Source organism: Stenotrophomonas indicatrix (assembly GCF_002750975.1).
Lineage (GTDB): Bacteria > Pseudomonadota > Gammaproteobacteria > Xanthomonadales > Xanthomonadaceae > Stenotrophomonas > Stenotrophomonas indicatrix.
Genome location: NZ_PEJS01000001.1, coordinates 3555491 through 3573580, shown reverse-complemented (window position 1 = coordinate 3573580; position 18090 = coordinate 3555491). Strand labels below are relative to the sequence as shown.

Here is an 18090-nt window from a genome sequence, read left to right as displayed (position 1 = left end):
ATGGCCACGATTGAAATCAAGGTTCCCGACATCGGCGATTACAGCGATGTGCCGGTGATCGAAGTGCTGGTCGCCGTTGGCGATACGGTGAAGAAAGACCAGGGTCTGGTGACCCTGGAGTCGGACAAGGCGACCCTGGAAGTGCCGTCCTCGGCAGCCGGCGTGGTCAAGGAAATCAAGGTCAAGCTGGGCGACACGCTGTCCGAAGGCGCGGTCGTCGTGCTGCTGGAGACCGAAGGCGCCGCTGAAGCGCCGGCCAAGGCCGCTGCGCCGGCCCCGGCGGCCGCCGCCCCGGCCAGCAAGCCGCCGGTGACGCCGTCGCACCGCGCCCCCGCCGAGCCCGAAGCACCGAAGCCGGCACTGGCCAGTGGCAAGGCCGCCGACATCGAGTGCGAAATGGTCGTGCTGGGCTCGGGCCCGGGCGGCTACACCGCCGCCTTCCGCGCCGCCGACGTCGGCCTGGATACGGTGCTGGTCGAACGCTACGCCAGCCTCGGCGGCGTCTGCCTCAACGTGGGCTGCATCCCGTCCAAGGCACTGCTGCACGCCGCTGCGGTGATCGACGAAGTCGCCCATGCCGGTGATTTCGGCGTCGAGTTCGGCAAGCCGACCATCACCTTGGACAAGCTGCGCCAGTACAAGGAAAAGGTCGTCAACCAGCTGACCAAGGGCCTGGCCGGCATGGCCAAGCAGCGCAAGGTCCGCAATGTGCAGGGCGTTGGTAAGTTCGTGTCGGCCAACGAGCTGCTGATCACCGCTGAAGACGGCAGCACCCAGTTGCTGCGCTTCCAGAAGTGCATCATCGCCGCCGGTTCGCAGGCGGTGAAGCTGCCGAACTTCCCGTGGGACGACAAGCGCGTGATGGACTCCACCGACGCACTGGAACTGGCCGAAGTGCCGGGTTCGCTGCTGGTCGTCGGTGGTGGCATCATCGGCCTGGAAATGGCCACCGTGTATGGCGCGCTGGGCAGCAAGGTCACCGTGGTCGAGTTCATGGACCAGCTGATGCCGGGCGCCGACAAGGACCTGGTCAAGCCGTTGGCCGATCGCCTGAAGAAGCAGGGCATCGAAGTGCACCTGAAGACCAAGGCCTCGGGCGTCACCGCCGATGCCAAGGGCATCACCGTGACCTTCGAAGCCGCCGAGGAAGGCCAGGCGCCTGCGTTGGCGCAGGGCACCTTCGACCGCGTGCTGGTGGCCGTGGGTCGCTCGCCGAACGGCAAGAAGATCGATGCTGAAAAGGCCGGCGTGCAGGTGACCGATCGTGGCTTCATTCCGGTCGACCGGCAGATGCGCACCAACGTGCCGCACATTTTTGCCATCGGCGACATCGTCGGCAACCCGATGCTGGCCCACAAGGCCACGCACGAGGGCAAGCTGGCGGCCGAAGTGGCTGCCGGGCACAAGAAGGAGTGGGTCGCGCGGGTGATTCCGTCGGTGGCCTACACCAACCCGGAAATCGCCTGGGTTGGCGTCACCGAGACCGAAGCCAAGGCCAAGGGCCTGAAGGTTGGCGTGGCCAAGTTCCCGTGGGCCGCCAGCGGCCGCGCGATCGGCATCGGTCGCACCGAGGGCTTCACCAAGCTGATCTTCGACGAGGACAGCCACCGCATCATCGGCGGCGCGATCGTCGGCGTGCACGCCGGTGACCTGCTGGCCGAGATCGGCCTGGCGATCGAGATGGGTGCCGAGGCCGAGGATATCGGCCACACCATCCATGCGCATCCGACGCTGAGCGAGTCGGTGGCGATGGCCTCGGAAATCTACGACGGCACGATCACCGATCTGTATCTTCCTAAAAAGAAGTAGCGCCGGGCCATGCCCGGCGAAACGGAAAACCCGGCGCAAGCCGGGTTTTTTGTTGGTCGTCTGCGCGAGTCTTCGATCATGCTCACTGCGAGCGTTCGGGCCGCTGCGCGGGCGGCAGGCATTTCGACAAATGTCCCCCGTCGCCCGCCTTCGGCGGTCGCCTCCTCCTTTACTTTGTCGAAACGCCTGCCGCCCGCGCAGCGGCTCGGCTTGCGGAAAGCGGAGCCACAACCACCGCAGCGGCTGCCTGGATGCCTGACACGCGGAGGGAGAGGGGGCGGGGTGCGAAGTAAAGGAGGAGGTGACGGCCGCAGGCCGGCGCCGGGGGACATTCGCACCCCGCCCCCTCTCCCTCCAGCGCTCGACCAACCCGCTTCTACTCGACGATGCAAAGAAAAAACGCGGCCCCCGATGTTCCGGAGGCCGCGCCAGGAGAGAGAATGCTGTGGAAGGGGAGCAGGGTTTAGAAGGTGACGCTGATACCCGCCACCGGGCCCTTGAATTCCTGCTTCAGGCCGATGGTGCCGTCGCTGCCCTTCTTGTCCGCATCCAGCTTGAACCAGTCGTAGCCGGCGAACACGCCGAAGTTCTGGGTGAAGCGGTAATCGACGATCGCGTTGGCGCGGCTGAGGTCACCCTTGTAGTCGTCGAAGCTGCCCCAGCGCGTGTTGAGGTACTGGCCCTGCAGGGTGATCATCCACTTTTCGGACGGGGTGAAGCTCAGGCGTGCACCGACCACCGGCGCCACACCGTCGGTCTTCTCGTCCAGGAACTGGCCTTCATACACCGTGCCCAGGTCGGCGTAGCCCTTGGTGCTGACCTTGGCGTATTCGGCACCCAGCTGCAGGCCGAGGTCGAACTTCTCGGTGTCCACCACCGAGTAGTCATACACCAGGCTGGCCACCTGGTACTTCAGCTCCGCCTTGACGAAGCTGTCGGCCGGTACGTTGACGTTGCCGAAGGAAATGTCCTGGCCAAGCGTCTCGCGGCGGTCCTTGTCGTACTTGAAGTAGTTGAACAGCAGGCGCTGGCGGTTGCTGATGCGGAACATGCCGTCGATGCGCGGCTCCCATTCCTTGCCACCCAGCTTGAAGTCCTCGGAGAAGCCGATGTCCTGGCCGGCGACATTGGTGTTGCCGCGCAGGGTGTTGTCCGAGTCGATGTTCATCGCACCCAGGCGCAGGGCGAAGCGGTCATCGCCTTCGGCGGCATGGGCGGAGGAGGCGAACGACGCGCCGGCGGCGAGAAGCGAGAGGGCGAGCAGGGTGGGGACGGAGCGCATCGAAAGAGTCCTTGCAGTGGTTCATCGGAATGAAGGCCACTTTGCCGGACGTCGCTGTCCACCATTCGTGAAGGTATGGTCCACGCGATGTGGACGGTTCAGCGCTGTCAGCGCCCTGCGAAAAGATGGCCCCGGAGCGGCGCTTCGGGGCCATCATGGGGACCTGCAGGCGAAGCGTCGACGAGGTAGCTGCAGGCAGGTCGGAAGATGGGACCACGGCCGTCGGCGGAAAGTTCCGCCGCCTGCGACCAAAGTTCAATGCGTTGCACCGCAACATCGCGCAGATGGCATTGTCCCCGTGGTGGGCTGCAAAACCGCAGCCCTTACCGCAACTTGCGCTGTTCCGATATGAACAGGCAGCGGTTGTCTCGCAAATTGTCCCATTGCTATAATTTGGCGGCTCGATGAGGCCCCCCTGCTGTAGTCGCCTCAGCCATCCACTTGTAACCACGCGGGACGTCCTGTGCTGAACTCCGTAGAAACGGGTCGGCGACTGATGCTGCGCGCCGCGGTCTACCCGCTGGCCGCGGTGGCTGTCCTGGCTCTGGCCTTCCTGCTGGTGGGGCCGAAGTATGCCCTTGGTGCCCTGGCATCCGGTGTGGCGGTTTCGGCCGGTGGTTGGGTGGCGGCACGGATGGCGCTGGGTGGTGGTGCGCTGGGGGCCGGTTCGGCCATGGCACGCCTGATCGTTGCGATCGTGGCCAAGTGGGCGCTCGTTTTTGGTGTCCTGATGGTGGGGTTCCTGGTCTTCAAGCTGCCTGCACTGGCGCTGTTGGCCGGTATCGCCGTCGGGCTGATGTTCCAGGTCCTGGCCATGGCCAGGCGCTAATCGAATTCATTTAACTTAAGGTTCCGGACACATGGCAGGCGAGGCGCTTACACCCACCTCCTACATCCAGCATCACCTGCACAATCTGACGGCAGGTCATGGCACCCCGTGGGCGATCCACGTGGACACGCTGGTAACCTCGCTGCTGATGGGCCTGGTGATGGTCGTCGCCTTCTGGATGGCGACCCGCAAGGCCACCTCCGGCGTGCCGGGCAAGTGGCAGGCATTCGTCGAGATCTGCCTGGAGTTCGTTGACCGCCAGGCCAAGGACACCTATCACGGCACCAGCAAGCTGGTGACCCCGATCGCGATCACGATCTTCTTCTGGATCCTCCTGATGAACCTCATCAAGATGATCCCGGCCGACTTCATCGCCAAGCCGCTTGAACTGATGGGCGTGCCGTACTGGAAGCCGGTCCCCACCGCCGACGTCAATGCCACCCTGGGCATGTCGATCAGCGTGTTCTTCCTGATGCTGTTCTTCGCGTTGCGCGCCAAGGGTATTGGTGGTTTCACCAAGGAATTCCTGACCGCACCGTTCGGCAAGTGGATGATGCCGTTCAACCTGATCCTGAACATCGTCGAGTGGCTGAGCAAGCCGATTTCGCTGGCGATGCGACTGTTCGGCAACATGTTCGGCGGTGAAATCGTGTTCCTGCTGATCTGGGTGCTGGGCGGTGCAGGTATCGCCGGCATGTTTGCAGGCGCGTTCGCCGGCTTCGGCTGGATGCTGTTCCACCTGCTGGTGATCCCGCTGCAGGCCTTCATCTTCATGATGCTGTCCATCGTGTACCTGAGCCTGTCGGAAGACGCTCACTGAGTTTCGCTTCACCCTTCATCCGTTTGTTTCTAAACCCTTAGCAATCAAGTTCCTGGAGAAAACCATGTACTTCGCCGTCCTGACCAATCTCGCCCAAGTTCAGAGCTCCACCGTCCTCGCCGTCGGCATCATGATCGGCCTGGCCGCGCTGGGCGCCGGTCTGGGTCTGGCCATCATGGCCGGTAAGTTCCTGGAGTCGGCCGCGCGCCAGCCGGAACTGATCCCGGTCCTGCAGGTCCGCATGTTCATCACCGCCGGCCTGATCGACGCCGCCTTCATCATCTCGGTCGCCGTGGGCCTGCTGTTCGCCTTCGCCAACCCGCTGGTCGGCGAGTTCGTCTCGCGCCTGCCGGCAATCGCTGGCTGATCCAGCGAAAGTGAAACGACCGGGCGCCGCAGGCGCCTGGTCGCGGATGAAGGTTCGGAGGCGCCGCCCGTGTGGCGGCGCATCCATCCCGTCACAACCGACTGAGCGAACCCCATGGATATCGGTTTTACCCTCATCGCCCAGGCCCTGGCCTTTGCCGCCCTGATCTGGCTCATCGCGACCAAGATCTGGCCGCCGCTGATGAACGCGATCGAAGAGCGCCAGCAGAAGATCGCTGAAGGCCTCGCTGCTGCCGACCGCAGCCAGAAAGATCTGGCCCAGGCGCAGGACAAGGTCAATGAAGCGCTGAAGGAAGCCCGCACCAAGGCCAACGAGATCATCGACCAGGCCCACGCGCGTGCCAACCAGATCGTCGACGCGGCCCGCAACGAAGCTGTTGCCGAAGCCACCCGTCAGAAGGACCTGGCCCAGGCCGAAATCGACGCCGCCGCCAACCGTGCCCGTGAAGATCTGCGCAAGCAGGTGTCCGCGCTGGCCGTGACCGGTGCCGAAAAGCTGCTCAAGCGCGAAATCGACGCCAACGCCCACAAGGCGCTGCTCGACGAGCTGGCCTCGGAGATTTAAGGATGAGCCAGGCCCTCACGCTTGCCCGCCCGTACGCCCGCGCCGCCTTCGCGACCGCGCGTGACGAAGGCGCGTTCGCGCCGTGGTCGGACGCTTTGGCGTTCTCCGCCCACGTCGCCGCCGACCCGCGCGTGGCGGCCCTGCTCGCCAACCCGGAGCTGGGTCGCGATGACGCCATCGCCCTGCTGGCGCCGGAGTCCCGCGGCGAGACCTACTCGCGCTTCCTGGCTGTGCTTGCCGAGTCGCATCGTCTGCCGCTGCTGCCGGAGATCGCCGGCATGTTCGACGCCCTGCGCGCCGAGGCCGAGCACGTGGTCAAGGCCACGGTGACCTCCGCGGCCGAGCTGTCGGTTGCCGAGCTGGACGCGATCAAGGCCGCGCTGCGCAAGCGCTTCAACCGCGAGGTCGAAGTGGCCACCGCGGTCGACGCCTCGCTGATCGGCGGCGCTGTGATCGACGCCGGCGACGTGGTCATCGATGGTTCGCTGAAGGGCAAGCTGGCCCGTCTGCAGACCGCGCTCGCTAACTGAATTCATTTAACGTCCGGCCCCGCTGCCGGCACTAGGACTTGACGATGGCAACCACGCTCAACCCCTCCGAAATCAGCGAACTGATCAAGAACCGCATCGAGAAGGTCAAGCTGGCCGCGGAATCGCGCAACGAAGGCACCGTGACCAGCGTGTCCGACGGCATCGTGCGCATCTTCGGTCTGGCCGACGTGATGCAGGGCGAAATGATCGAACTGCCGAACAACACCTTTGCCCTGGCCCTGAACCTGGAGCGCGACTCGGTCGGCGCCGTGGTCCTGGGTGGCTACGAGAACGTGCGCGAAGGTGACGTCGCCAAGACCACCGGCCGCATCCTGGAAGTGCCGGTCGGTCCGGAACTGCTGGGCCGCGTCGTCAACGCGCTCGGCGAGCCGATCGACGGCAAGGGCCCGCTGGCCACCCAGCTGACCGCTCCGGTGGAGCGCGTTGCTCCGGGCGTGATCTGGCGCAAGTCGGTCGACCAGCCGGTGCAGACCGGTTACAAGTCGGTCGACTCGATGATCCCGATCGGCCGTGGCCAGCGCGAGCTGGTCATCGGTGACCGCCAGACCGGCAAGACCGCACTGGCCATCGATGCGGTGATCAACCAGAAGGGTACCGGCATCAAGTGCGTGTACGTAGCGATCGGCCAGAAGGCTTCGACCGTTGCCAACATCGTGCGCAAGCTGGAAGAGAACGGCGCCCTGGCGCACACCATCGTGGTGGCTGCCACCGCGTCCGAATCGGCCGCGATGCAGTACATCAGCGCCTACTCGGGCTGCACCATGGGCGAGTACTTCATGGACCGCGGCGAAGACGCGCTGATCGTGTACGACGATCTGTCCAAGCAGGCCGTGGCCTACCGCCAGATCTCGCTGCTGCTGAAGCGCCCGCCGGGCCGTGAAGCCTACCCGGGTGACGTGTTCTACCTGCACTCCCGTCTGCTCGAGCGCGCTGCCCGCGTGTCCGAAGAGTACGTCGAGAAGTTCACCAACGGTGCGGTGACCGGCAAGACCGGTTCGCTGACCGCGCTGCCGATCATCGAGACCCAGGCCGGCGACGTTTCCGCGTTCGTTCCGACCAACGTGATCTCGATCACCGACGGCCAGATCTTCCTGGAAACCGATCTGTTCAACGCCGGCATCCGCCCGGCCGTGAACGCCGGTATCTCGGTGTCGCGCGTCGGTGGTTCGGCGCAGACCAAGATCATCAAGAAGCTGTCCGGCGGCATCCGTATCTCGCTGGCCCAGTACCGCGAGCTGGCTGCGTTCGCGCAGTTCGCCTCGGACCTGGACGAAGCCACCCGCAAGCAGCTTGAGCGCGGCCAGCGCGTCACCGAGCTGATGAAGCAGAAGCAGTACGCGCCGATGTCGATCGCCAACCAGGCGCTGTCGATCTACGCCGTCAACGAGGGTTACCTCGACGACGTGCCGGTCAGCAAGCTGCTGGCGTTCGAAGAAGGCCTGCACGCGCATTTCGCCAACACCCAGGGCGAACTGATCGGCAAGGTCAACGCCACCGGCGGTTGGGACAACGACATCGAAGGTGCCTTCAAGAAGGGCATCGTCGAGTTCAAGACCACCGGCAGCTGGTAATCGAGGTCCTGTAGAGCGGAGCGATGCTCCGCTGGACCAGACGATCAAACGGTTGAACAACGCGGGGCCCCGGCCCCGCGCCACGGGAATAAAAGATGGCAAGCGGACGCGAAATCAAAACCAAGATCAAGAGCGTGCAGAACACCCGCAAGGTGACGCGCGCCCTGGAAATGGTCTCGGCCTCCAAGATCCGCAAGGCGCAGGATCGGATGAAGACCTCGCGTCCGTACGCGCAGGCGATGAAGCAGGTGATCGGCCACCTGGCGCAGGCCAGCACCGACTACCAGCATCCGTTCCTGGTCGAGCGTGAGCAGGTCAAGCGGGTCGGTTTCATCGTGATCTCCTCCGATCGCGGTCTGGCCGGCGGCCTCAACAACAACCTGTTCCGCAGGATGCTTGGCGAAGCCAAAGCCTGGCAGGACAAGGGCGCCGAAGTGGACCTGGTGACCATCGGCCAGAAGGCATCGACCTTCTTCCGCCGGGTCAAGGTGAACATGGTCGGCACGGTGACCCACATCGGCGACACGCCTAAGCTGGAATCGCTGATCGGTGTGATCAAAGTCATGCTCGACGCCTTCACCGAAGGCAAGGTCGACCGCGTGTACCTGGTCTACAACCGCTTCGTCAACACGATGACGCAGAAGGCCAGCTTCGATCAGCTGCTGCCGCTGCCGGCAGCTGAGAAGCAGGTTGCGCACCACGACTGGGACTACCTGTACGAACCCGATGCCGCGACCGTGCTCGAGCACGTGATGACGCGTTACATCGAGTCGCTGGTGTACCAGGCGCTGCTGGAAAACGTCGCTTCCGAGCATGCCGCGCGCATGGTGGCGATGAAGTCGGCCAGTGACAACGCCAACAAGCTGATCGGAACCCTGCAGCTGGTCTACAACAAGGCCCGCCAGGCAGCGATCACCCAGGAAATCTCCGAAATCGTCGGCGGCGCGGCAGCAGTCTGACCGCGTTCGTTAAAAGCACACATTTAGAGGATGCAGCAATGAGTCAGGGCAAGATCGTTCAGATCATCGGCGCCGTCGTCGACGTCGAATTCCCCCGCGAGTCGGTGCCGAAGGTGTACCACGCGCTGAAGGTGGACAACACCGAAATCACCCTGGAAGTGCAGCAGCAGCTCGGTGACGGCGTGGTCCGCTGCATCGCGCTGGGCTCCACCGATGGCCTGAAGCGCAACCTGGTGGCCACCAACACCGGCCGCGGCATCTCCGTGCCGGTCGGCGCTGGCACCCTGGGCCGCATCATGGACGTGCTCGGCCGCCCGATCGACGAAGCCGGTCCGGTCGCCTCCAGCGATACCTGGGAAATCCATCGCGCTGCTCCGTCGTATGAAGACCAGTCCCCGGCCACCGAGCTGCTGGAAACCGGCATCAAGGTCATCGACCTGATGTGCCCGTTCGCCAAGGGCGGCAAGGTCGGCCTGTTCGGCGGCGCCGGCGTCGGCAAGACCGTCAACATGATGGAACTGATCAACAACATCGCCAAGGCGCACAGCGGTCTGTCCGTGTTCGCCGGCGTGGGTGAGCGTACCCGTGAGGGTAACGACTTCTACCACGAGATGAAGGACTCCAACGTCCTAGACAAGGTCGCGATGGTGTACGGCCAGATGAACGAGCCGCCGGGCAACCGTCTGCGCGTCGCCCTGACCGGCCTGACCATGGCCGAGTACTTCCGCGACGAGAAGGACGAGAACGGCAAGGGCAAGGACGTGCTGCTGTTCGTCGACAACATCTACCGCTACACCCTGGCCGGTACCGAAGTGTCGGCACTGCTGGGTCGTATGCCGTCGGCAGTGGGTTACCAGCCGACCCTGGCCGAGGAAATGGGCGTCCTGCAGGAGCGCATCACCTCGACCAAGAATGGTTCGATCACCTCGATCCAGGCCGTCTACGTGCCGGCCGATGACTTGACCGATCCGTCGCCGGCGACCACCTTCGCCCACCTTGACTCGACCGTGACCCTGTCGCGTTCGATCGCTTCGCTGGGTATCTACCCGGCGGTCGATCCGCTGGACTCCACCAGCCGCCAGATGGACCCGCTGGTCATCGGCCACGAGCACTACGACACCGCCCAGCGCGTCCAGCAGACCCTGCAGAAGTACAAGGAACTGAAGGACATCATCGCCATCCTGGGCATGGACGAACTGTCCGAAGAAGACAAGCAGGCCGTGTCGCGCGCCCGCAAGATCGAGCGCTTCTTCAGCCAGCCGTTCCACGTGGCCGAAGTGTTCACCGGCTCGCCGGGCAAGTACGTGTCGCTGAAGGACACCATCCGTGGCTTCAAGGCCATCGTCGATGGCGAGTACGACCACCTGCCGGAGCAGGCGTTCTACATGGTCGGCAGCATCGAAGAAGCGGTCGAGAAGGCCAAGAAGATGGCCGAGAAGGCCTGATGCGGCGGGGACGGGCACACGCCCGTCCCGACCGTGACACGGGGTGGGCCTGCGCCCACCGCTGCGGAATCCCTGCGGTGGGTTCGACCCGCCCCCTAGCGAAGAGAGTTACATGAGCACCATCCGTTGCGACATCGTCAGCGCCGAGCAGGAAATCTTCCGTGGCGAAGCGACCCTGGTCGTGGCCACCGGTGAGCTGGGCGAGCTGGGCATCGCGCCCAAGCACGCACCGCTGATCACCCGCCTGAAGCCGGGCAAGGTGGTAGTGACCACGCCGAGCGGCGAGCAGCTGGATTTCGCCATTTCCGGCGGCATCCTGGAAGTGCAGCCGCAGGTGGTGACCGTGCTGGCCGACACCGCGATCCGCGCACAGGACATCGACGAAGCCTCGGTCCGCAAGGCCAAGGAAGAAGCCGAACGCATCCTGGCCAATCGCGGCGAAGCGATGGAAGTGGCTGAAGCCCAGCAGAAGCTGGCAGAGGCCGTTGTCCAGCTGCAGGCGCTTGAGCGCCTGCGCAAGACCCTCAAGCACTGAGGTCCAGCGCCATCAAGCAGGAACGCCGGCCATGTGCCGGCGTTTTTGTATGTGTCGACAACGCAGCGGAAACGCCGTTACCGGTACACGACATGGCGCAGCAGCAGGAAAGACACCACCGCCAGGCCCGCTTCCACCAGCGGCTTTGCCAGCCAGGCGTACCGCAGGCCCAGCGCATGGTCGGCGGCGGCCACCAGCAGCGTGCTGGCCATGGTCAGCAGCAGCCACAGCGGCAGGAATCGTGCGAAGCGGCGCCAGCCCAGGCGCTGCCCGTTGGCGTCGGCGAAGGTGATGCGTCCGTTGAGCCAGAAACCCAGCAGCATGGCGGCCACGCGTCCGCAGACGTTGCCGGGCGCAGCCGGCATGCCGGCCGCCGTCGCCAGCACGAACACCGCCCAGTCCAGCAGCAACTGCAGCAGGCCGATGACGAGATAGGAACGGCCTTGGCGGAGCAGGCTCATGGTGCCGGGGTCATGGTGGGGGCTCCATGTTAACGGCCCCCGTTCTAGAATCACCGCCATCGAATCGTGGACCGCCCGCATGACCCAACCCCTGCACGTGATCATCCTCGCCGCTGGCGCCGGCAAGCGCATGAAGTCGGTGCTGCCCAAGGTGCTGCAGCCGATTGCCGGCCAGCCGATGCTGGCGCATGTGATCGCCACGGCGCGGGAACTGCAGCCGGCCGCCATCCACGTGGTGTACGGCCACGGCGGGGACCAGGTGCGGAGCTACTTCGCTGACCAGCCGGACCTGTTGTGGGCGGAACAAGCGCAGCAGCTGGGTACCGGTCACGCCGTGGCCCAGGCCATGCCGGAGGTGCCCGACGCCGCCCAGGTGCTGGTGCTGTACGGCGATGTGCCGTTGATCCGTGCGCAGACCCTGCGCGATCTGCTGGCCCAGCCGGGCCGGCTGGCGGTGCTGGTGGCCGATGTCGACGATCCCACCGGCTATGGTCGCGTGCTGCGCGACGCCGAAGGCAAGGTCGGGGCGATCGTCGAGCAGAAGGACGCCGATGACGAACAGCGCCGGGTGCGCATCATCAACACCGGCATCATCACTGCCGAATCGACGGCGCTGCGCCGCTGGCTGTCGCAGCTGTCCAACAGCAACGCGCAGGGCGAGTACTACCTGACCGATGTGTTCGCCTTTGCCGCCCGCGAGTTCACTCCGGCGGAGATGGCCCTGGTGGCCGATGCGCAGGACGCCGAAGGCGCGAACGATCCGTGGCAGCTCTCGCAGCTGGAACGGGCCTGGCAGCGGCGCGCGGTGCGCGCGCTGTGCATCCAGGGCGCGCGCGTGCGCGATCCGTCGCGGGTCGATATCCGGGGTGAGGTGATCGTCGGCAGCGATGTGATGATCGATGTCGATGTGATTCTTGAAGGCAAGGTGGTACTCGGCGATGGCGTGACCATCGGCCCGTTCACCCGGCTGAAGGACGTCACTCTCGGCGCGGGCACCGAAGTGCGTGCGCACTGCGATGTGGAAGGCGTGATCAGCGAGGGTGCGGCGCAGATCGGCCCGTTCGCGCGCCTGCGCCCGGGCACCGTGCTGGCCGATGGCGTGCACGTGGGCAACTTCGTGGAAACCAAGAAGGTCACCCTGGGAGTGGGCAGCAAGGCCAACCACCTCACCTATCTGGGCGACGCGGTGATCGGCAGCAAGGTCAACATCGGTGCGGGCACCATCACCTGCAACTACGACGGGGTGAACAAGTCGACCACCACCATCGGCGACAACGCTTTCATCGGCTCCAACAGCTCGCTGGTGGCGCCGGTGCTGATCGGTGAAGGCGCGACGATTGCTGCCGGTTCGGTCATCACCCGCACTGCGCCGGACGGCAAGCTGACCGTAGCCCGTGCGCGCCAGGAAACCATCGATGGCTGGCAGCGCCCCATCAAGAAAAGCTGAGCCGAGGCCACCGCGCGTCGATGAACTGAGTGCGCTGCCCTGCATCGAACAGCGTGCGGGTGAACTGCTGCGCGGGCACGAGGCGTACCCGGTGTTCGCCGGCCATGGACTGGACCTTCCCACGTTGCAGGCCGGACTGCGGCGTGGCCTGTTGTGGATCATCGAAGGCGCCGCTGGCGGCATCGCCGGCTACCTGCTGGGCGGTACGCTCGACGGCGATTTCCATGTGCTGCAGATGGATGTGGATCCCAATCATGCTCGCCGTGGCTACGGACGGGCGTTGCTGCAGCATGCACTCGCCGAGGCCAAGGTGCTTGGCTATCCGGCGGCGGTGCTGACCACGTTGTCCGATGTGCCGTGGAATGCGGCTTTCTATGCCAGCGAAGGATTCACCCTGCTGCCGGAGCCAGAGTGGGGCGCGGGCCTGCGAGGGGTGATGGCCGAGGAGGCCGCGTCGGGATTCCCGATGCACCTGCGGGTGGCGATGCGACGGGTGCTTTAGTTTTGCTTCTCCTGTTGATTGCTGAAGGTTGATAACGGTTCATGGGTGTCACTCTTCTTTTCGCGCGAAAAGAAAAGTAACCAAAAGAAACGCGCCGCCAGTCCGCGAGCCGTCGTGCTGCGCACGCCGGTACCCTGCGCTCCTCGGTCCGTCGAGGGACGGCGCGGGAACTCGCTGCGCTCAGACACCCGCGCCTCTTCGCCCTCGCCGGCCCTGCGGTGCTCGGCTCGCTTCAAGGCGGACCCAAGTCAAAGGCCACAGCTGCACCCAGTAGATCCACGCCATGCGTGGATGCTTTTGCTCTGCTTCTCGAGTCCGTCTTGAAGCGAGCCGAGCACCGATGCGCAGCACGACGGCTCGCGGCCGGCGGAACGCTTCTTTTGGTTGCTCTTCTTTGCGTACAAAGAAAAGTGACGCCCATGAACAATGATCAACCTTCAGCCATCAATAGAGGAAGGAAGAACAAACCTACCCCACCGGCAACAGGATCGACACACACAGCCCGCCGTCGGTGCGGTTCTGCAGTGACACGCGACCACCGTGCGCCTCGACGATCTCGCGGGTGAGGGCCAGCCCCAGCCCGGTGCCGTTGCGCTTGGTCGAATAGAACGGCATCAGCGCATTCTGCAGCACCTGCTCGTTCATGCCCTTGCCGCGGTCCAGCACATCCAGCCGCAGCCACTGCGGCAGCCGGGTCAGCTGCACCTGCACGTCGTCGTTGGGCGGATCGGCTTCGGCGCAGGCCTCGTGTGCATTCTTCAGCAGGTTGAGCAGGGCCTGGCCGAACTGGGCGATGTCGATCCGGCTGCTCAGTTCCTCGTCGGGTTCACGCTCCATCGTGAACGGAATCTGCTGGCACAGGCTGGACAGGAACGGCGCCCAGTGCACGGTCTGCAGCTGCGGCTGCGGCAGCTTGGCGAAACGCGCGTAGCCGCGGATGAAGCCTTCCAGATGGCGGGCGCGGTCTTCGATGGTGGTGAAGATCTCCGGCAGCCGGTCGAAGCGTTCGCGCTTGACCAGTTCGCCGCCGGAGTGCGCCAGCGATGCGATCGGCGCCAGCGAGTTGTTGAGTTCGTGGCTGATCACCCGGATCACCTTCTTCCAGGTCTGTACTTCCTGCCGGCGCAGTTCGGCAGTGAGCTGGCGTACCAGCAGCAGGTCATGCGGGCGGCCGTTGAGCTGGAACGCGCGCCGCGACAGGTGATAGACCTGTTCGTCGTCCTCGTCGCCTTCCACGCCGTCTTCGCTTTCCGACTTCACCGCAAACAGGCTGTCGCCGCCGCGGCCGATGGCATCGCGCAGTTCCACCGGCAGCTGCTCGAGCACGTCTTCCATGCGCTGGCCTTCCAGCTTCCAGCCGCTGTGCAGCAGCTTGCGCGCGGCCAGGTTGGAGAACACCACGCGGGAAATGCCATCGCCACCGGCGGCGATCAGCAGCATCGCCACCGGGGTGTTCTGCACCATGGTGTCCAGCAGCAGTTCGCGCTGCACGAGGCCCTGGCGTTGTGCGCGCAGCACTTCCCCCAGCTCGCGGTGTGCCTGCACCAGGTCACCCAGTTCGTCATTGCCGGGCCAGTAGATGCCGAAGTTGTACTCACCGTCGCGGTAGCTGCTGGTGGTCCCGGACAGCGCCCGCATCAACGAGCGCACCGGTGCGGTGGCGCGGCGCAGCGTCCACCACATCAATGACAGCAGGATGATCGTGGAGACCGTGGTCACCACCCAGCCATGGTCCATCCAGTAGGCCAGCAGCCACGGCAGCGCGGCAGCCAGCGCCAGCACCGGCAGCAGGCGCAGGAACAGGCGGAAGGTGAATGAGCGTCGCTTCATTCGCGTGGGATGCCGTGACGGTCCATACGCCGGTACAGCGCCTGCCGGCTCAGTCCAAGCTCGTTGGCCGCCTGTGCGATGACGCCGTGATTGCGCGCCAGCACTTCTTCGATGCGTGCGCGATCGGGATCATTGCCGGCGCTTGGCGTCGGGCGCGGTGCAGCAGGTGTACGCGGCAGGTTGAGATCGGCCACTTCGATGCGGTTGCCGGTGGCCAGCAGTTCGGCACGCTGGATCACGTTGCGCAGCTCGCGCACGTTGCCCGGCCACAGGTGGCGCTGCAGTGCGGTGGCCGCCGTGCTGGACAGCGGCTTGCCGATGCTGAGGAAATGCTCGGCCAACGGCACGATGTCGCCGGGGCGGTCGGCCAGCGGCGGCAGCGTCAGTTCCACCGTGTTGAGCCGGTAGTAAAGGTCTTCGCGGAACGTACCTTCGCGGATCATCGCCGGCAGGTCGGCATTGGTCGCGCTGACCACGCGCACCTTGACCTGGCGTTCGCGGTTGGAGCCCAGGCGTTCGAAACGTCCTGTCTCCAGCACGCGCAGCAGCTTCATCTGCCCACCCAGCGACAGGTTGCCGATCTCATCCAGGAACAGCGTGCCGCCGTCGGCTGCCTCGAACTTGCCTTCGCGCGCCTTGTTGGCGCCGGTATAGGCGCCGGCCTCGGCACCGAACAGTTCGGCCTCGATCAGTTCGGAGGGCAGGGCGCCACAGTTCACCGCCACGAACGGACCCTTGGCCACCAGCGAGTTGGCCTGGATGATCTGCGCGATCTTCTCCTTGCCCGCGCCATTGGGGCCAGTGATCAGTACCGGCAGCTCCGAGCGCGCGACCTGGCAGGCCAGGGCGATCACCCGCTCGCTGGCGGGGTCAGCGAACACTGCGCCACACAACGCGTACTTGTCTTCCAGCGCATGCCGCTGGCGCTGTTCGCGCTGGCGTCGCTGGTCCAGCTCGCGCCGCGCTTCGGACAATTCCAGCAGGTTGTTGACCGTGGTCAGCAGCTTGCGGTCATCCCAGGGCTTGGCCAGGTAGTCGGCGGCACCGGCCTTGACCAGGTCCACCGCGCTGCTCAGGTGGGTCCAGGCCGTCAGCAGGATCACCGGCAGATCGGGGTGGCGTTCGCGGATCTGTGCGAACAGCGCCTCGCCTTCCTCACCGGAGGTGGTGTCCTCGCTGAAATTCATGTCCTGGATCACCAGGTCCACCGGCTGCGATTCCAGCAGCGCCAGCCCTTCGGCCGGGCTCTGCGCCAGCAGGGTGTCGATGTCGTGCAGGGAGAACAGCACGTCCAGCGCGGTTCCCACGCTGGCGTTGTCGTCGATGATCAGGATCGCAGGCATGGGTCGCAAAGAGGGTAGCGCCGGGCCATGCCCGGCGGGGCGGGTGCAGTTGCAGCGGCTGGAACCGCCGGGCATGGCCCGGCGCTACCGGGCCGCTCTGCAATATAGCGAAACCAGCGGTAGCGCAGGGGCGTCCGGACTCAGCGCCGTGGCGGCGGCGGCGGAGCCGGAGGGGGTGGCGGCGGCGCCAGCGCGGGGCGCCACTGGGCCACGTTCACCGGTACCGTGAGCATCCGGCCATCGCGGCGCAGCAGCAGGTGGACGGTGGGCGTCGATGCCGCCCGCACTGCGTCGGCGAGCTGTTCGATCTGCCGCACCGGCGAATCGTCCACGCGCAGGATGCGGTCGCCATGGCGCACGCCGAAGCGCGCCTCCGGGCTGGCCGCATCCACCCTCACCACGCCTTCGGTCGAGCGCAGCGCCAGCCGCGCATCGTCCTGGCGCCACTCCAGCGTCTGCGCGCTGCTGCTGCCGGCGAGTACCGGCAGCGGCAGGGCCAGCAACAGCACCAGCAGGCTGGCGCGCATCTCACGCCCCCCGCGTGGCGACGGCCGGTGGCACCGCCGCAGCGCGGCGGGCCGGGCCGAACACGGCGATCTGGCCGAGCAGCCACAGCAGCGCTGCGCCCAGCGGCAGGTACAGCAGCGGCATGCGCGGCAGCTCGTACATGTTCATCAGGGCCAGGTTGATGGCGTACGCCGCCAGCATGCCCAGCACGATGCCCAGCGTGGCCAGCAGGAAGTTCTCGGTCTGGAAGTAGCGCAGGATCTGCCCGCGGGTGGCGCCCAATGCGCGGCGGATACCGATCTGCTTGCTGCGCTGCTGCACCCAGAAGCTGGCCAGGCCGACGATGCCCAGGGCGGTGACAACCAGCAGCGCCACGCAGACCGTCACCAGCAGGCCGACCATCGAGCGGTCGTTCTTGAAGTAGTCGGCACGCTGTTCCTGGTAAGTCAGTTTCTCGCGCACAAGGCGGTTGGGGTCGTTGTGCTCCAGCGCGGCCAGCGCACCCTTCAGCACTTCATCGCGGCGTTCCGGTGAAGTGCGCAGCATGTACGGGCCGCGGGTGAAGTCGGTACGTACCGGCAGGATCATCGACAGGGTGCTGTTGTCATTGTAGTCGGTGGGGGTGGCCAGATGGGCGACCACACCAACCACATGCAGGGCCTGGTTGCCCATGTAGAAGGTCTTGCCCAGCGCACTCTGGTCCGGGTACATCTTGGCGGCGACCTGCTGGTTGATGATCACCGGTGCGGCGCGGTCGGGCTTCGGATTCTTCTGTGCTTCTTCCAGATCGATGTACTCGCTGGGCTGGAAGTCGCGGCCGGCGACCAGCTGCAGGCCGAGCGTGGACAGCGCGTTCTCGCCAACCATGTACTGCGACACGAAGGCTGTCGGCCGTTCCTGGTCACGCTCGCGCGAGATGCTGGTGTTGCTCGAATTGCGGCGGAACGGCAGCTGGTTGACCTTGGCCACGCTGGTCACGCCCGGGATCGCGCGCAGCGATGCCAGGTCTTCGTTGGTGCGGGCCATGGCGTTGGTCTGCTTGCCGATGCCGCTGACCCGGACCATGACCAGTTCGTTCTCGGCCAAGCCGCTGGGCTGGCTGATCTTTTCCACGCGCTGGGTGACCAGGAACAGGGCATTGCAGACGATGGCGCAGGTCAGGGCGATTTCCAGCACGATCAATGCGGCTGCGGTCTTGTGCCGGCGCAGGGTGCTGAGGATGGGGCGGATGTCCATGGGAAGTCCTC

18 protein-coding genes are annotated in these 18090 nt (G+C 65.4%); 12 read left to right on the top strand and 6 right to left on the bottom strand.

Annotation, left to right across the window (positions count from 1 at the left end; all coding sequences use genetic code 11):
* Nucleotides 1-1809 (top strand): dihydrolipoyl dehydrogenase, encoded by a 1809-nt coding sequence (gene lpdA / locus CR918_RS16370; protein ID WP_099843745.1) that lies wholly within the window; start codon nt 1-3, stop codon nt 1807-1809.
* A gap of 463 nt (nt 1810-2272) precedes the next feature.
* On the opposite strand, the gene CR918_RS16365 is transcribed toward lpdA, so the two are convergent.
* Nucleotides 2273-3091: a hypothetical protein gene (locus CR918_RS16365; RefSeq protein WP_025877373.1), complete on the bottom strand. Its 819-nt coding sequence runs from the start codon at nt 3089-3091 to the stop codon at nt 2273-2275.
* Nucleotides 3092-3587: 496 nt separating this feature from the next.
* Between CR918_RS16365 and CR918_RS16360 the strand changes: the two genes are divergently transcribed.
* The 9 genes from CR918_RS16360 (at nt 3588) to CR918_RS16320 (ending at nt 10753) form a co-directional block, all read left to right on the top strand.
* Nucleotides 3588-3920, top strand: a complete 333-nt coding sequence (locus tag CR918_RS16360; protein ID WP_032952006.1) for a hypothetical protein — start codon at nt 3588-3590, stop codon at nt 3918-3920.
* 31 nt (nt 3921-3951) lie between these two features.
* Nucleotides 3952-4740, top strand: coding sequence for a F0F1 ATP synthase subunit A (gene atpB / locus CR918_RS16355; protein ID WP_025877369.1), 789 nt, complete (start codon nt 3952-3954; stop codon nt 4738-4740).
* Nucleotides 4741-4804: 64 nt separating this feature from the next.
* Nucleotides 4805-5107 (top strand): F0F1 ATP synthase subunit C, encoded by a 303-nt coding sequence (gene atpE / locus CR918_RS16350; RefSeq protein WP_025877367.1) that lies wholly within the window; start codon nt 4805-4807, stop codon nt 5105-5107.
* A gap of 114 nt (nt 5108-5221) precedes the next feature.
* Nucleotides 5222-5692: a F0F1 ATP synthase subunit B gene (locus CR918_RS16345; protein ID WP_025877365.1), complete on the top strand. Its 471-nt coding sequence runs from the start codon at nt 5222-5224 to the stop codon at nt 5690-5692.
* Between the two features lie 2 nt (nt 5693-5694).
* Nucleotides 5695-6222, top strand: coding sequence for a F0F1 ATP synthase subunit delta (locus CR918_RS16340; protein WP_025877363.1), 528 nt, complete (start codon nt 5695-5697; stop codon nt 6220-6222).
* Between the two features lie 44 nt (nt 6223-6266).
* Nucleotides 6267-7814, top strand: a complete 1548-nt coding sequence (gene atpA / locus CR918_RS16335) for a F0F1 ATP synthase subunit alpha (RefSeq protein ID WP_025877361.1) — start codon at nt 6267-6269, stop codon at nt 7812-7814.
* A gap of 95 nt (nt 7815-7909) precedes the next feature.
* Complete coding sequence (atpG, locus tag CR918_RS16330; RefSeq protein ID WP_025877359.1) at nt 7910-8773, top strand: F0F1 ATP synthase subunit gamma; 864 nt, start codon at nt 7910-7912, stop codon at nt 8771-8773.
* Between the two features lie 38 nt (nt 8774-8811).
* Nucleotides 8812-10218, top strand: a complete 1407-nt coding sequence (gene atpD / locus CR918_RS16325; protein WP_025877357.1) for a F0F1 ATP synthase subunit beta — start codon at nt 8812-8814, stop codon at nt 10216-10218.
* A gap of 112 nt (nt 10219-10330) precedes the next feature.
* Nucleotides 10331-10753 (top strand): F0F1 ATP synthase subunit epsilon, encoded by a 423-nt coding sequence (locus CR918_RS16320; RefSeq protein ID WP_025877355.1) that lies wholly within the window; start codon nt 10331-10333, stop codon nt 10751-10753.
* Between the two features lie 77 nt (nt 10754-10830).
* Here the strand turns inward: CR918_RS16320 and CR918_RS16315 are convergent, their stop codons facing one another.
* Entirely contained in the window at nt 10831-11214 is a 384-nt protein-coding gene (locus CR918_RS16315; RefSeq protein ID WP_099843743.1) for a GtrA family protein, read from the bottom strand.
* Nucleotides 11215-11293: 79 nt separating this feature from the next.
* Between CR918_RS16315 and glmU the strand changes: the two genes are divergently transcribed.
* Both glmU and CR918_RS16305 read left to right on the top strand, forming a co-directional pair.
* Nucleotides 11294-12661: a bifunctional UDP-N-acetylglucosamine diphosphorylase/glucosamine-1-phosphate N-acetyltransferase GlmU gene (gene glmU, locus CR918_RS16310; protein ID WP_099843741.1), complete on the top strand. Its 1368-nt coding sequence runs from the start codon at nt 11294-11296 to the stop codon at nt 12659-12661.
* A complete protein-coding gene (locus CR918_RS16305; RefSeq protein ID WP_099843739.1) occupies nt 12630-13163 on the top strand; it encodes a GNAT family N-acetyltransferase in 534 nt (177 codons plus the stop codon). The genes glmU and CR918_RS16305 overlap by 32 nt, the downstream gene beginning before the upstream one ends.
* Before the next feature lie 468 nt (nt 13164-13631).
* Here the strand turns inward: CR918_RS16305 and CR918_RS16300 are convergent, their stop codons facing one another.
* The 4 genes from CR918_RS16300 to CR918_RS16285 all read right to left on the bottom strand — a co-directional run bounded on the left by CR918_RS16300 (nt 13632) and on the right by CR918_RS16285 (nt 18079).
* Nucleotides 13632-14993: a sensor histidine kinase gene (locus CR918_RS16300; RefSeq protein WP_099785484.1), complete on the bottom strand. Its 1362-nt coding sequence runs from the start codon at nt 14991-14993 to the stop codon at nt 13632-13634.
* Nucleotides 14990-16336: a sigma-54-dependent transcriptional regulator gene (locus CR918_RS16295; RefSeq protein ID WP_099785482.1), complete on the bottom strand. Its 1347-nt coding sequence runs from the start codon at nt 16334-16336 to the stop codon at nt 14990-14992. Before CR918_RS16295 ends, CR918_RS16300 begins: the two co-directional genes overlap by 4 nt.
* A gap of 140 nt (nt 16337-16476) precedes the next feature.
* Nucleotides 16477-16863 carry a PDZ domain-containing protein gene (locus CR918_RS16290; protein ID WP_099843737.1) on the bottom strand — a complete coding sequence of 129 codons (387 nt, stop codon included), beginning with the start codon at nt 16861-16863 and terminating at the stop codon, nt 16477-16479.
* A gap of 1 nt (nt 16864) precedes the next feature.
* Nucleotides 16865-18079, bottom strand: a complete 1215-nt coding sequence (locus CR918_RS16285) for an ABC transporter permease (protein ID WP_080149800.1) — start codon at nt 18077-18079, stop codon at nt 16865-16867.
* Between the last annotated feature and the right edge of the window lie 11 nt (nt 18080-18090).

What these genes read in the sequence shown, in the direction of transcription:
- CR918_RS16360 (WP_032952006.1), top strand. Translation starts at nt 3,588, where the DNA reads ATGCTGCGCGCCGCGGTCTACCCGCTGGCCGCGGTGGCTGTCCTGGCT.
- CR918_RS16285 (WP_080149800.1), bottom strand. Translation starts at nt 18,079, where the DNA reads ATGGACATCCGCCCCATCCTCAGCACCCTGCGCCGGCACAAGACCGCA.
- glmU (WP_099843741.1), top strand. Translation starts at nt 11,294, where the DNA reads ATGACCCAACCCCTGCACGTGATCATCCTCGCCGCTGGCGCCGGCAAG.
- CR918_RS16290 (WP_099843737.1), bottom strand. Translation starts at nt 16,863, where the DNA reads ATGCGCGCCAGCCTGCTGGTGCTGTTGCTGGCCCTGCCGCTGCCGGTA.
- CR918_RS16345 (WP_025877365.1), top strand. Translation starts at nt 5,222, where the DNA reads ATGGATATCGGTTTTACCCTCATCGCCCAGGCCCTGGCCTTTGCCGCC.
- atpD (WP_025877357.1), top strand. Translation starts at nt 8,812, where the DNA reads ATGAGTCAGGGCAAGATCGTTCAGATCATCGGCGCCGTCGTCGACGTC.
- CR918_RS16365 (WP_025877373.1), bottom strand. Translation starts at nt 3,091, where the DNA reads ATGCGCTCCGTCCCCACCCTGCTCGCCCTCTCGCTTCTCGCCGCCGGC.
- atpA (WP_025877361.1), top strand. Translation starts at nt 6,267, where the DNA reads ATGGCAACCACGCTCAACCCCTCCGAAATCAGCGAACTGATCAAGAAC.
- CR918_RS16300 (WP_099785484.1), bottom strand. Translation starts at nt 14,993, where the DNA reads ATGAAGCGACGCTCATTCACCTTCCGCCTGTTCCTGCGCCTGCTGCCG.
- CR918_RS16305 (WP_099843739.1), top strand. Translation starts at nt 12,630, where the DNA reads ATGGCTGGCAGCGCCCCATCAAGAAAAGCTGAGCCGAGGCCACCGCGC.
- CR918_RS16340 (WP_025877363.1), top strand. Translation starts at nt 5,695, where the DNA reads ATGAGCCAGGCCCTCACGCTTGCCCGCCCGTACGCCCGCGCCGCCTTC.
- atpB (WP_025877369.1), top strand. Translation starts at nt 3,952, where the DNA reads ATGGCAGGCGAGGCGCTTACACCCACCTCCTACATCCAGCATCACCTG.
- CR918_RS16320 (WP_025877355.1), top strand. Translation starts at nt 10,331, where the DNA reads ATGAGCACCATCCGTTGCGACATCGTCAGCGCCGAGCAGGAAATCTTC.
- atpE (WP_025877367.1), top strand. Translation starts at nt 4,805, where the DNA reads ATGTACTTCGCCGTCCTGACCAATCTCGCCCAAGTTCAGAGCTCCACC.
- lpdA (WP_099843745.1), top strand. Translation starts at nt 1, where the DNA reads ATGGCCACGATTGAAATCAAGGTTCCCGACATCGGCGATTACAGCGAT.
- CR918_RS16295 (WP_099785482.1), bottom strand. Translation starts at nt 16,336, where the DNA reads ATGCCTGCGATCCTGATCATCGACGACAACGCCAGCGTGGGAACCGCG.
- atpG (WP_025877359.1), top strand. Translation starts at nt 7,910, where the DNA reads ATGGCAAGCGGACGCGAAATCAAAACCAAGATCAAGAGCGTGCAGAAC.
- CR918_RS16315 (WP_099843743.1), bottom strand. Translation starts at nt 11,214, where the DNA reads ATGAGCCTGCTCCGCCAAGGCCGTTCCTATCTCGTCATCGGCCTGCTG.